Here is a 13,113-nt window from a genome sequence, read left to right as displayed (position 1 = left end):
ATTCCTCCCTACATCATCCCGCCTGCTCCCAGCAGCGGGCCCAATATGGACAGAAGCAACGCCGGCAAGATGAGCGTGCCGGTGGGAATCAGCAGCTTGACGGGCGCACGCTCAATCTCGCGCTCGACCGCGGCGCGATGAGCCGCACGGATCTCGCGACTTTGAGCGGCCAGCGTCTCGGCAAGTGGAGCACCCAGGGCGAGCGCCTGTCCCACCGTAATGGCAAAGGTCTCGAGCGCTCGCACGTCCAGGTCGTGCGCGGCGGCCAACAACTCGTCCTCACGCGTACCCACGCCCACCTGCCACGCCATGCAGGCCCGCTCAAGGCGAAGAGCCAACACTGACCGGCGGTTGGCGCAGAAAATCTCAAGCGCCGCATCAAACGAAAGGCCGGCCGAAAGACCCAAGCGCACAACATCGATCATCTCAGACACTTCGCCGAGCGACACTCGCGCCGGGCCGCCCGCTCCAACCGCGCCCTTCACTCGTGCGGTCAGGGCATCGACCACCGAGCGACCCGCGGCAGCGACCAGCACCGCCTCGCGCTTGCAGGCCCCTGCGATCTTGCGTGCATCCGCCCGATCCAAACCCGTCGCGACAAATACACTCAGGGCGCACAGGCAAGCCGCAACTGCAACCGGGGCGCTCATAGCTCCACCCGCATAATGCGCCTGATAACCACCAGGGCAACGGCGTTGAGGGCAAGACCCAGCACCACAGCGCCCGCACCGGCAGGCGTCACAAGACCGCGACGAAAATCGGCCGAAAGCAGCGCCAACACCGCGCACATGCCCGCCGGCATCGCCGCGACCATATGCGCCGACATGCGAGCCTGCGATGTCTTGACATCCAGGCGGCGCTTGAGCTCAATGCGCTCCCCCACCATGCTCGACGCCTCGGACAGTAAGTCGGCAAGCGGAGCGCCGGTGCGCTGTGACACCTTAAGCGCCAAGGTCACAAGCGAAAGACCGGGGGCGTCGATGCGCACGAGCAAGTCATCGAGCGCGTCGGTCGCCGAGATGCCGCAATCGATCGCCGCCGCCACCCGCAAAAACTCGGTATGCACCGGTTCTTGCGCATGAGCGCCCACAAAGCGCATGCCCTGGGCCAGCGAATGTCCCGAGGCAAGCGACATGGAAAGTGCGGTAAACGCCTCGGGCATGGCCTCTTCTGCATCGTGTTGCTCGCGCCGGCTCTCAAAGCCATCCCGAGCGGCGCCAACGGCAATCGGAGCAACAAGTCCCAAGGCAAATCCGAGGGGCGATAACGACACCATCGTTAGTAAAATGCAGCAGACACCGCTCGAGAGCAGCAGAAACGCCAAACGCCCCGAAGCATCTTCGATCACGAGGCCAAGGCGATGCGCCGGAGCCAGCGATGCCCACGAACGGGCGATCTTTTTCAGCAGATCGTTTTCCACCAGCTCACGCGGCAGTTTCTCTGCCACCGTCTCGAGCGCCTGACGCGCCAGCTCCGCCGGCGGCACCTGCGGCACACGAGGTTCCGCCCCGCACGCCGTCGCGACAGAAAACCCTGCCAAACCCCCTACGACGAGGGGCACAGCGACCTCCATTCGTCCACCTCCTCTTGTGTGAGCGTCCCCGACCGCAGGCCTTCTGCGATAAACGGCGGCTCGCGGTCAAGCGTCCAGGTGCGCTCGGCGGCATCGAAAGTCACATAGCGCTCGAGCTCTACGCCGCCCGACGCGGCGCGACGCACCCCCGAATACGAGGAGACGAAACGTCTGCCATCGGCGTGGCGCTCGGACATCACGATGCCGTCGAGCGCCATGGCAATCTGCTCCTCGATGAGCTCGCTCGGCAGATCGATGCCATAACGTGCAAGCAACGTCAGACGCACCACGGTCTCCTGTTCTGAGCCCGCATGAAGTGTGGTGAGCGACCCGTCGTGGCCCGTGTTCATGGCCTGCAACATGTCGCAGCACTCGGCACCGCGCACCTCGCCCACCACGATGCGGTCGGGGCGCATGCGCAGGGCATTGGTCACCAGGTCGCGGATCGTCACCGCGCCCTCGCCCTCAATTGAAGCCTCGCGCGCCTCTAGAGGCACCACGTGTGGATGATGCGCAAACTTGAGCTCGGCAGAGTCCTCGATCGTCACGATGCGCTCGCCGGTGGAAATCTCGCATGACAACGCGTTGAGCAGGGTGGTCTTACCAGATCCCGTGCCTCCCGCAACCGCCAGGTCCTGTCTCAGCGACACCGCGCATGACAGCAGCTGCGCATACCAAAGCGGCAGCGACCCCAGCCCCACAAGCTCGTCCAGCGAGCAGATGCGATCCGAGAACTTTCGGATGGTGAGAATCGGTCCGTCAATCGCCACAGGCGGAATCACCGCGTTGACGCGATAGCCCGTTTTGAGGCGGGCGTTGACGATGGGGCTGCGCTCGTCGATACGGCGGCCAAGTGGCGAGATGATGCGGTCGATAAGCACACGGATCTGCTCATCATCCTCAAACGCATGCTCGATGGGGTGCAAGACGCCGCCGCGTTCAAAGAAAGCCGAGCGGCAGCCGTTAATCATGATCTCGGTAACGGTGTCGTCCTCGATGAGCGGCTGCAACGGCCCCAAGCCCACCACGTCATCCAAAATCTCGTCGATGATGGTCTCGCGCTCGGGCGTCGCGAGATCGGTCGGCTCCTCAACATTGAGCGCCGCCTCCACCGCGGGACGCAATTCCGAGCGGGCAAGTACCGGGTCGACATAGGCGCTGATACGCGCCACTTCGTCGTAACCCATGCGGTCCATCACGGCGCGCTTGGTGCGTCGTTTCACCGCGCGGCGACGCCCCGCATCTGCCGGCGCTGCCGCCGCTGCAGCGCCGGCAGCCTTAATCCTCGTTTGCAGGCTCATCGCTGATCACCCTCGCGCGACCAGGGAAGGCGGATACGCGGGCGTTCGGTACGCGTCGCACGGTCGGCGACCATATCGCTCCAAGGGCCGACGGCGCATCCCAGTTCCACGAGCATCTCGCGCGTGGCCTCGCGCACGCTGGTCGCGAAAGCGCTCGTCTGACCCACTGCCTCGTCAGCGCGCCCAAACGCCATGAGCGCGGCGAGATCCTGCCCGCCATCGGCAATACGAATCTTGGAGCTCAACGCACAGGCAATCTCAAAGCGCATGGCGACGTCCTCGTCTGCCCCGCGCGCACCGAACCGGTTGAACACGGCGCTCATGCGCGTGCGCGGCACACCTACTCGACTTGCCAGTTCAATGACGCGCGACGCCGATGTCGCGGACGACACCGCAGCATCGCCAACGACCAGGCAACGGTCGCTCGCCGCCACCGCAGCCGCCACGGCGTCGCCCCAAAAGACCGAGGTATCGATAAAGACCACGTCGGATTCGCGACGCAGAACATCAAGCAGTAGCTCCACCGGACGTGCCATGAGCTCGGCTTGCTCGGGCGCCGCGACGGGACCCCAGAGCGTAACGCCCGGCGCCACGCGCATCGATGCGGCTACGATATCCGGCTCGGTGAGCGCGCCCGCCGCCGACGGCTCGATAAGTGCCGCCATATCGCGCGGAGCATCGACGCCTAACAAGTCGTAAAGGTTTCCAAACATCAGGTCCAGGTCGAGCACGGCGGCACGCAAGCCCAACAGCGACGATGTGTGTGCCATGGTGGCAACGATCGTCGACTTGCCGCAACCGCCCGAACCCGAAATGGCGCAGATGACCGGAGCTCGACGCTGCGGAGCGGCAGCGTCTGCCGGCGGCATCGGAGGCGGCGGAGCGGGCGTCGGTGACAGCGTCCCCGTCTCCTCCGCCGCAACCACACGCTGTGTCCAAGCCGGCATGGCAGCTTGTTCGGTCTGCGAGGCAGGCTCGTTCTGTGCAATCTGCTCATGCTGCATCAGCGACAACTCGCCGCACCCGGCAAAGCCCTCAACTTCGTCGAGTTCATCCACCAGATTCACGCCGTGCACGTATCCCATATCTACAGCCGGGGAATCGCTAGCATGCTGCGCCGGCCCTCCAGCGCCATCGTATGCAAGGGGGTTCCGGGGGCGCCGACCATGCTCGGCTTCCGCTTTTCCATAATCATCAACACGCGGGCCTCTTGTAGCGCGAGGCGCCCCGGGTTCCCTATCAACAAAAGCATCGGGCTCAATCGTCATGCGCCGATCGGAATCAACCGCTCCCTCGCCCGCGCGCCCGTTGCCGCATATACTGTGCGCAGCGATGACCTCGGTCGCCCCTGCGCGAAACAGCCCCTCGATATCCGACGGATCGAGTGCTTCTATCAACACGACCACGCGACTCACGCGGCCTTCGGCCGTCAGGCGCGCAACAGTCTTGCGCACGTCTTCGGTATCGAACAGAGACGCCGCGATGATGGCAGCTCCGCGGCGCGACGGAAACGCCCGCGCCATGGAAACCAGCCCGTCCAGGTCACCCACGCGAAGCACCTGTGCACCCGTATCACGGCCCTCGACTTCCCGCTGCAACAGCCCGTAATCGCCGCACGCGCAGCACGCAAGCCAGATCGCCTTCATCACTCGTCGCCTCCGCTCTTTTTGCCGCGCGCCGTGGCGGGAATCGTCAAGCTGACCGTTCCCTTGCCCGAGGCTCCCAGCAGTTCCTTGACGTCTTCGGGGTCAGCCGCCAGCGTCACCCATTCGATCTTGCCCTCGCGCGTGGCACCGGAATCCTCACTGGTATCGATCACGTACGCACCGCACAGCCGATCGGTTACGCCGTCTTTTTGCACATATACATCCACGTAGCTGCCCACGCCCGTAGCACCGCCGACCGAGTGCTCGGCATCGACCGCCACCGAAACGGCGACCTTGCCCTTAGGCACCTCGAGCTTGTGACTCTCGGCCTTGGTGTAGACATTGCAGATCACGGCGTTTTTGGGAATACGCGAAGTCGTCACGTCGCCGCGCACCTGGCGCAGCTCGGTCGCCGCGTCACGCGGCAACAGGCTCGTCAGCCATTCCTGGGTTATGACATTGGTCTCATCGAGGGTCTCGCCCACATCGATATCGCGCGCCGCGACGCATACCTCGACGCGATCGCCACCGTACTTGGCCAAGGTCTCAGCCTGAACCTGTTCGGCTTGCGAGCGAATCGACGAGCCGTAAACCATGCAGAGCAGAGCAGCGAGCACGCCCGCGACCAGACTGATGGCGATGCGCTTGCTCTTGTTCACGGCCGCTCCTCTCATGGCAGTGCCGGGCGAATGCCCGTACCACCATTGTCTGGGCGGTCAGAGTACAAAGCGGCGCAATCGCGATCTTGGTTTTCGATGTCAAACCAATCGCTGACCAAAAGCTGACCAGCCCGTCAAGCTCGTGGCAAGGTTTTGGTCAGCACGTCAGCAAACTGCATGCTTCGAGGCTTTCCCGCAGCAAAAAAGCCGTCTCCCGAACAGTTGGGAGACGGCTGTCATAGGAAAAATCAATTACAGATGGACATCGGGATCGAGCATTTGGGCGCTCACGCGCATGGATGACGCCAGGTTTTGGAACGTTTCCAGACGCAGGCTGTCGATCTGCCCGGCGTCCTCGGCCTCGCGAACGGCGCAACCCGGCTCATGGGTATGCGTGCAATCGCCAAATCGGCACGCGCGCGATGCCTCGACAATCTCGGGGAAGGCGCGCGCCAGACCCCGCTCGTGACCCACGAGCGGTAGGCTGCGCAGGCCCGGGGCATCGGCGATCACGCCGGCGTCGCCCGGCAGTGCCACCATCACGCGCGCAACGGTAGTGTGACGGCCCTGGTCGTCGCGTTCGCGCACACCGCCAGTCGCCAACGTATCGTGGCCCAGCAGCGCATTGAGCAGCGTCGACTTGCCGGCACCCGACTCGCCCAGAATCATGGCGCAGCTCCCGGCAGGCACGCAGGAACGAACCTCGTCCAGGCCGCGCCCCTCGGCAGAGGACGTCACGATCACGCGCACGTCCGGACCCACCAGGCGGCGCACGCGGTCCAGATCGCGCTCGAGCTCCTCGGCATCGCAGCGGTCAGCTTTGGTAAGCACCACCACCGGTTCGGCATCGCAGTCGAGCGCCAACACCAGCGAGCGCGCCACGCGGTCGAGCAGCACCTCACCGGCACCGAGCGCCTGCACGATTAGCACGCTATCCACGTTGGAGCAGAGCACCTGGCGCTCTCCACGGGCACGGCCGCGCCAACGCTCAAAGCTCGTACGGCGCGGCAGAACGCACTCAATCACGCCCATATCGTGCCCGGGAGCGCGGCGCACCGCCACACGGTCGCCCACGGCGGGCAGCAGCACCTCGTCCTCGCCGCGCGACTTGGCAAACCCCACGGCATGCTCGGCACGAAAGGTATCGTCGGCAGTCGCCACCAGCGGAAACCCGCGATCCAAGCGCACAACGGCGCCAAGCTGCATCTGCTCGGGCTCCTCGGCATGTGCGCAAAAGTCGTCAAATGCCGCCTGCTGAGCTTCATCGACCGGCAGGTCATCGAACGCCGGAACATCCTGCAGCGCGTCGAGTCCCGGCACGTTTGCCAGCAGCTCCTCGGCAGATGCGGAGGCCTCGGTCGCAAGCTTCCGACGACGATCGCGCTTAGCCCGCGCCCCCGTCGTCTTTTTCTTCGCTTTAGCCTTAGCCTTGCCCACAAGCGCCTCCCAGCACCATAAATCACAACTGAGCAGGTATTTTAAATCAAAAAGAGCTGGCCGGGCAAAGCCCTAAATCAAAAAGAGCCGGTCGAGCAAACGCTCGATCGGCTCACAAACTTTCTGTCAGCCCTTTATCATCCGCGCGGGAGAAAAGCCAGCAAGGATACCGCAGGGCCCGCCCCGGAAGCCCTTTCTCCCGAACGATCCCGCAGCGCGAAGCGCGAGGACCAGTGAGGGAGAAAGGGCGTGGAGCGGGCCCGGACGAGAACGTTACTCCTTCTCCACAGCGCGCATGATCGCCTTGTAGATCTCCATCAGCGGGATGATCAGGAAGGCCAGGCCCAGCGCGGCAAGAACGCCCTTGAGCTCAAGCGTCACGGGGCCAAAGAACATCTCGGCAAGCGTCGGCTGCACGGTTACGATCACCGTCAGCACCAGCGCCAGCGCGGCCGAAGCCCACAGCCACTTGTTCTGCTTCTTCATGCTAAACAGCGACGCACGACGGCTGCGCATATTGAAGCAGTGGAAGATCTCGACCATGTTGAGCGTGATGAACGCCATCATCACGCCTTCCTCGTCGGCATTGCCGGCGATCATATCGGCGATGTGGATGTAGCCCATGTCAAAGTACACGCCCACAAAGAAGCTCGCCAGCACCAGCACGGTGATGATCAGGCCCTGGACCACGCAGTCCAGGCCCATGTGACCGGCAAAGACGCCGTCCTTGGCATTGCGCGGCTTGCGCTTCATGATGTCGCCCTCGGCGTCCTCCATGCCCAGCGCAAGCGCGGGGAAGCAGTCGGTGACCAGGTTAACCCACAGCAGCTGCACCGGCTGGAAGATGGTAAAGCCGATGAGCGTGGCGATGAACACCGAGAAGACCTCGGCAAGGTTAGCCGAAAGCAGGAACTGGATGACCTTGCGGATGTTGTCGTAGATGCGACGGCCCTCTTCGCAGGCACCGATGATGGTGGCGAAATTGTCGTCGGCGAGCACCATGTCGGCGACGTTCTTGGTGACGTCGGTGCCAGTGATGCCCATACCCACGCCGATGTCGGCGCGCTTGATGGACGGGGCGTCGTTGACGCCGTCGCCCGTCATGGCGACGATCTGGTCGCGCGACTTCCAAGCCTCGACGATGCGGGTCTTGTGCTCGGGCTGGACGCGGGCGTACACGCCGTAATCCTCGATGTGTGCATCGAGTTCCTCGTCGCTCATGCGGTCGAGGTCGGCACCGGTGATAGCCTGGCTGCGGTCGGCGACGATGCCCAGCTGCTTGGCGATGGCCACGGCGGTGTCGATGTGGTCGCCCGTGATCATGACGGTGCGGATACCGGCATCGTGGGCCTCGCGGATGGCGTCGGCAACCTCGGGACGGACCGGGTCAATCATGCCGGACAGGCCGCAGAAGACCAGGTCGTGCTCGAGCGCGGCGGGGGCGCAGTCGGCCGGGACCTCGGTGTAGGTGCGGCTTGCCAGCGCCAGCACGCGCAGAGCCTCGTCGGCCATGGCCTTGTTGGCGGCCACGAGCTCGGCGCGACGCTCTTCGGTCAGGGGGACAACCTTATCGCCCTCGTAGATATGGGTGCACAGGCCGATCACCACGTCGGGCGCGCCCTTGGTGTACTGCTCATACTCGCCGTCCAGGGTCTCGACGACCACGGACATCATCTTGCGGCCCGAGTCGAACGGGGCCTCGCCCACGCGCGGGTGCTCGGCAGTCAGGCCAGTGAGGCCCGCCTTGCCGGCGTCGTTGACGAGCGCGCACTCAGTCGGCTCGCCCACGGCCTCGCCCAGCTCCTCGTCCCACTGGGCATCGGAGCACAGAGCCATGCCGGCCAGGAACTTCTCCTTAGGCGCGGCGAGCTCGTGCTTGACGACGGTCATCTTGTTTTGGGTAAGGGTACCGGTCTTGTCGGAGCAGATGGTCTGCGTGCAGCCGAGAGTCTCGACGGCAGAGAGCTTGCGGATGATTGCCTGGCGCTTGGCCATCTTGGTCACGCCAAGCGACAGCACGATGGTCACGACGGCGACCAGGCCCTCGGGGATGGCAGCGACGGCGAGCGAGACGGCAACCATAAAGGTATCGAGCAGGGCGGTCGGGTCGGTAAGAACGTTGCCCACGCCGTGGCGGATGATATCAACGCCAAAGATGACGACGCAGATGACGATAACCATGATGGTGAGGATGCGGCTGAGCTCGGCAAGCTTCACCTGCAGCGGCGTGAGCTCTTCCTTGGCCTCGGCCAGGGCGCCGGCGATCTTGCCCATCTCGGTATCCATGCCGGTACCGACTACGACGGCGCGGCCACGGCCGTACACCACGGTGGAGCCCATGTAGCACATGTTCTTGCGGTCGCCGAGCGGCACGTCGTCGGTGCCGGCGGCGAGCTCGATCACGTTGGCATGCTTCTCGACGGGTACGGACTCGCCGGTAAGGGCGGCCTCCTCGATCTTCATCGTGGCGCTCTCGAGCACGCGGCAGTCGGCCGGGACGGAGTCGCCCGCCTCGAGCATGATCACATCGCCGGGCACGAGCTCGGCGCTCGGCAGGTGCACGAGCTTGCCGTCGCGCAGAACCTTGGACTGCGCGGCGCTCATCTCCTGCAGGGCCTCGAGAGCCTCCTCGCTTTTAGCCTCCTGGACCACGCCCAGCACCGAGTTGACGATAACGACGAACATGATGATGGCGACATCGGCAAAGTCCGCCTCGCCCTTGACCATGCCCGTGAGCGCGCTGATGACGGCGGCAACGATCAGCATGATGACCATGGGGTCGGCCATCTGCTCAAAGAAGCGCTTCCACAACGGCGTCTTCTCGGCTTCCTCGAGCTTGTTAGGGCCTGTCTTGGCGAGGCGCGACGACGCCTCGTCGTTGCTCAGGCCGAGGTTCTCATCGACACCTTGGTCGCTGAGTACCTCCGCCGCGGCGGACAGGTATTCCTTTTGCATATAGAGTCCCCTCCTGGGATTCGGGCCACTCAGCAGATTGATGCCCGATCATAATTCCCAGGAGAAGGGCAAGGGCTCATCAAGGCTGCCGTGCTGAGCGGCAGTTGATAGTGGAGCTATGGTACCCCAAAGCGGCGCGTCTAGCCAAAACATTCCAATTGGAAACACGGCTCGAGTGCAACGATGCAGACCGTGTGATGCTCAACATTGATAAAACGTTTTTTCTTCGGCGCATCGTCAAACTGAAATATCGCCCAGATAGCAGCGGTCAGAACGGTTGATAAAGTTTTTTCATATACCGTTTTTACCGCAAAAAATGAACTTCTAATTCGGCATACGGTCGATTTTTTGGGGTATTCGGTCGGCATTTCGTTATAATCATCTCAGTTTTATTTCTTATGGTTTATCTATCAGCGCAAGACGATGTCAGATGGAGGTCTGAATGTACAAGCGCACCAAGATTGTATGCACCATGGGTCCCGCCTGCGATAGCGACGAGACCATCCGCGAGATGATCAAGGCGGGCATGAACGTCGCCCGTTTTAACTTCTCGCACGGCTCCTACGACGAGCACCACGGTCGCATCGAGCGCGTCCGCCGTATTTCCAAGGAGCTCGGCATGCCCGTCGGCATCCTGCTCGACACCAAGGGCCCCGAGGTCCGCACCGGCCTTTTGGTCGATGGCAAGAAGGTTGCCGTCAAGACCGGCGACAAGATCGTCGTCACCGCTCAGCCCACGTCCGAGGATTTCCACGGCACCGCTGAGCACATCTCCCTCGACTACCTGGCTCTGCCCTCCGAGGTCGAGAAGGGCTCCCTCATCCTGATCGATGACGGCCTGGTTGCCCTCGAGGTCGAGTCCGTCGACGGCCAGGACATGACCTGCGTCGTTAAGAACGACGGCCTGATCGGCGAGCGCAAGGGCGTCAACATGCCCAACGTCAACATCTCTCTGCCCGCCATCACCGAGCGCGATCGTCAGGACATCCTCTTTGGCCTGACCGAGAACATCGACTACATCGCCGCTTCCTTCATCCGTGACGGCGAGTCCGTCCGCGGCATCCGCAAGCTTTGCCGCGAGAACGGTGGCGAGCACGTGACGATCTTCCCGAAGATCGAGTGCGCCCTGGGCGTCGAGAACTTCGACGAGATTCTCGAGGCTTCCGACGGCATCATGGTCGCCCGTGGCGACCTGGGCATCGAGATCAAGCCCGAGCTCGTTCCGCACATCCAGAAGGAAATCATCGCTAAGTGCAACGCAGCCTACAAGCCCGTTATCACCGCTACGCAGATGCTCGACTCCATGCAGCAGAACCCGCGCCCGACGCGCGCCGAGGTTGCCGACGTTGCTAACGCCATTTACGACGGCACCGACGCCGTTATGCTCTCTGGCGAGTCCGCTGCCGGTAAGTACCCGGTCGAGGCCGTTAAGATGCAGGCCAGCATTGCTCTCGAGACCGAGAAGTACCTCCCGGCTCACGCTCCGCTCGAGGTTCCGGCTGACGCTCACGGCACCCGCGTCGTCAACAACGTTGTGGGTATGTCCGCTGTGAACATGGCCACCACCGTTGGCGCCAAGTGCATCACCGTGCCGACGACCACCGGTCGTACCGCTCGCCTGATTTCGCACTTCCGTCCCAACATGCCGATCTGCGCGTTCTCCCGCCACGAGTGGGCCGTCCAGCAGATGATCATGTACTGGGGCGTTATCCCGCATCAGGCCGAGATTACCCAGGGCACCGTCAACGGCACGATCGTCAAGGCGATCGAGACCGCTAAGGAGCTCGGCTACGTCGAGGCCGGCGATCTGACCGTCGCTACCGCCGGCGATCCCCGCATGAGCGTCCAGCTCGAGGACAAGGTCTCCTCGACCAACGTCGCATACGTCGCTCAGGTGCGCTAAAACGCACTTGCAAGCATACTTGCATTGCAAAGGGCCCGGAAGGCTTCGCCTTCCGGGCCCTTTTTCTGTGCCAATGCCGCCGCACGGCAAAACACGCACTCATTTCTTTACCAAAAGCGCGAAATCCACCCTTCGAGGCCCAAAAAATAAAGCCCCAAGCGCTAAAAGTGTTCGCCCGGTGGCAAACCCACACCTCACACAGGGCTGATAAATCGTTTTAGCAAGAACCAAATCGACCTGGTTTTCGGAAGTATGCGGCAAATTCTGGAACCTCCGAGCACACCCTGTTTTTTTCGCAACAAAATGCCTGATAAACTAGCCTCAAAAGCCAGGTCCGCTCATAGGGTTCAGATTTTGCCGCATACTTCCGGATTGACGCTGGCATCACTCGCTTCAAAGAGATGATTTCGGCCAGGAGGGCATTATGGACCTGACGCTTTGTGGGCAATCCGCCTTTAACTACTACCGCATCCCGCCGCAGGTATTAGGCCTTTACCCCGCCATTAGCCTTGGCAATATGGATCGCAGATGTTGTGGCCTCGGAAGTCATGCAGTTGTAAAAGACCTGCTTCACGCACCACTTCACAGGCTTGTATTCACTCGGGCACAATCCGGGTCGCGAAGCCTGTTTAAATCGCACCTCCTGACCCAAGAACCACCTCCGGGGTCGTTTAGGCAGACTGAACATGGGTTTGATGTCACGTCACCGGAGTTCACGCTGCTCAGCCTTGCCACGCAGGTCTCACGCAACCAGTTACTCATGGCGTGCTACGAGATGTGCGGCTCCTTTGCAGTGTTTAAGCCCTGCGAGCGAACGCAACAACAACTCGATGAAGCTATTTCGCTTAAGTTCATTCCACCCAACTGCGGCTGGGAGCGAGTTAACGACACCAAGGGCAATGACACCAACTTGTGGAAGCGCACGCCGCTTCTTACCACAACGGATATCGCCGCGTTCGCCAAGCAAGCCGCAGGCCTGCGCGGCGTCAAACAACTGCGCTGGGCGGCCGTGCACATGACGGGGCAGGCCGCCTCACCCTTCGAAGTACAGACCTCCATGCTTATCTCGCTCCCCCGCGACGAGGGCGGCCAGGGCATCGAGATCGCCAACAACGCGCGCATCCCGCTCAGTGAAGCCGCACGTTCGCTGTATGACAAAACCTGCTGCTACGCCGATATCCTCATCGAAAGCGCCACCGACAGCATGGGCGTCATCTTGGAATGCCAAGGCCGCTCCGCCCATGACAGCGAAGCCGCAAGCCTCTCCGATGCCGAGCGCGCCACCGCACTCACAAGCATGGGCTACGACGTCATCCAAATTACCTATGACCAGATCAAGGAGAAGAAGAGCTTCGACCACATAGCTGAGCTCATCCATAAAAAGGCGGGGCTCCCCTACATCCCAAAGACCAGTCAGGAACGCACCACCGAAGAAGCCCTGCGACGGGAGCTGTTGGTCAATTGGGATGAGCTGTTCACCGTCAAGCCGGCCGGCTAGCAGCTAGCGATCAGGGGGGTGTTCCTATAGTTTTGTCAACTGGGCAATGCCGTTTTCGAGATTGAATCGCGACATGCTAACGCCAGGCCTTTCGGCCGATGGGCTCCAATCTGTTCGGAGCGCTTTTACTAGGCGGCGTAG

Annotated in this window: 9 protein-coding genes; 2 read left to right on the top strand and 7 right to left on the bottom strand. The window is 62.5% G+C overall.

What is annotated here, in order from left to right; all coding sequences use genetic code 11:
• Nucleotides 1-8 precede the first annotated feature (8 nt).
• The 7 genes from GDJ93_RS01510 to GDJ93_RS01480 form a co-directional block, all read right to left on the bottom strand.
• Nucleotides 9-650 carry a type II secretion system F family protein gene (locus GDJ93_RS01510; protein ID WP_152067494.1) on the bottom strand — a complete coding sequence of 214 codons (642 nt, stop codon included), beginning with the start codon at nucleotides 648-650 and terminating at the stop codon, nucleotides 9-11.
• The gene (locus GDJ93_RS01505; RefSeq protein ID WP_226812409.1) at nucleotides 647-1,540 is read right to left on the bottom strand and encodes a type II secretion system F family protein; all 894 of its coding nucleotides are present in this window, start codon (nucleotides 1,538-1,540) and stop codon (nucleotides 647-649) included. Before GDJ93_RS01505 ends, GDJ93_RS01510 begins: the two co-directional genes overlap by 4 nt.
• A gap of 5 nt (nucleotides 1,541-1,545) precedes the next feature.
• Nucleotides 1,546-2,874 carry a TadA family conjugal transfer-associated ATPase gene (locus GDJ93_RS01500; RefSeq protein WP_152067492.1) on the bottom strand — a complete coding sequence of 443 codons (1,329 nt, stop codon included), beginning with the start codon at nucleotides 2,872-2,874 and terminating at the stop codon, nucleotides 1,546-1,548.
• Nucleotides 2,871-4,520, bottom strand: a complete 1,650-nt coding sequence (locus GDJ93_RS01495) for a nucleotide-binding protein (RefSeq protein WP_152067491.1) — start codon at nucleotides 4,518-4,520, stop codon at nucleotides 2,871-2,873. Before GDJ93_RS01495 ends, GDJ93_RS01500 begins: the two co-directional genes overlap by 4 nt.
• Nucleotides 4,520-5,179, bottom strand: coding sequence for a Flp pilus assembly protein CpaB (gene cpaB / locus GDJ93_RS01490; RefSeq protein WP_022094089.1), 660 nt, complete (start codon nucleotides 5,177-5,179; stop codon nucleotides 4,520-4,522). The genes GDJ93_RS01495 and cpaB overlap by 1 nt, the downstream gene beginning before the upstream one ends.
• A gap of 252 nt (nucleotides 5,180-5,431) precedes the next feature.
• Entirely contained in the window at nucleotides 5,432-6,385 is a 954-nt protein-coding gene (gene rsgA, locus GDJ93_RS01485) for a ribosome small subunit-dependent GTPase A (RefSeq protein WP_193221412.1), read from the bottom strand.
• Between the two features lie 504 nt (nucleotides 6,386-6,889).
• Complete coding sequence (locus tag GDJ93_RS01480; RefSeq protein ID WP_152067490.1) at nucleotides 6,890-9,571, bottom strand: cation-translocating P-type ATPase; 2,682 nt, start codon at nucleotides 9,569-9,571, stop codon at nucleotides 6,890-6,892.
• Between the two features lie 442 nt (nucleotides 9,572-10,013).
• Here GDJ93_RS01480 and pyk point away from each other — a divergent pair, with 442 nt between their 5' ends.
• Together pyk and GDJ93_RS01470 are read left to right on the top strand one after the other, a co-directional pair.
• Nucleotides 10,014-11,474, top strand: coding sequence for a pyruvate kinase (gene pyk, locus GDJ93_RS01475; RefSeq protein WP_117770501.1), 1,461 nt, complete (start codon nucleotides 10,014-10,016; stop codon nucleotides 11,472-11,474).
• 424 nt (nucleotides 11,475-11,898) lie between these two features.
• Nucleotides 11,899-12,972 carry a putative endonuclease domain-containing protein gene (locus tag GDJ93_RS01470; RefSeq protein ID WP_152067489.1) on the top strand — a complete coding sequence of 358 codons (1,074 nt, stop codon included), beginning with the start codon at nucleotides 11,899-11,901 and terminating at the stop codon, nucleotides 12,970-12,972.
• Nucleotides 12,973-13,113 lie beyond the last annotated feature (141 nt).

The sequence above is a fragment of the Collinsella aerofaciens genome, assembly GCF_902501475.1.
GTDB classification, from domain to species: domain Bacteria; phylum Actinomycetota; class Coriobacteriia; order Coriobacteriales; family Coriobacteriaceae; genus Collinsella; species Collinsella aerofaciens_AL.
Note: the sequence above shows the minus strand (reverse complement) of the source record. Positions and strands in the feature narration are given on the sequence as shown.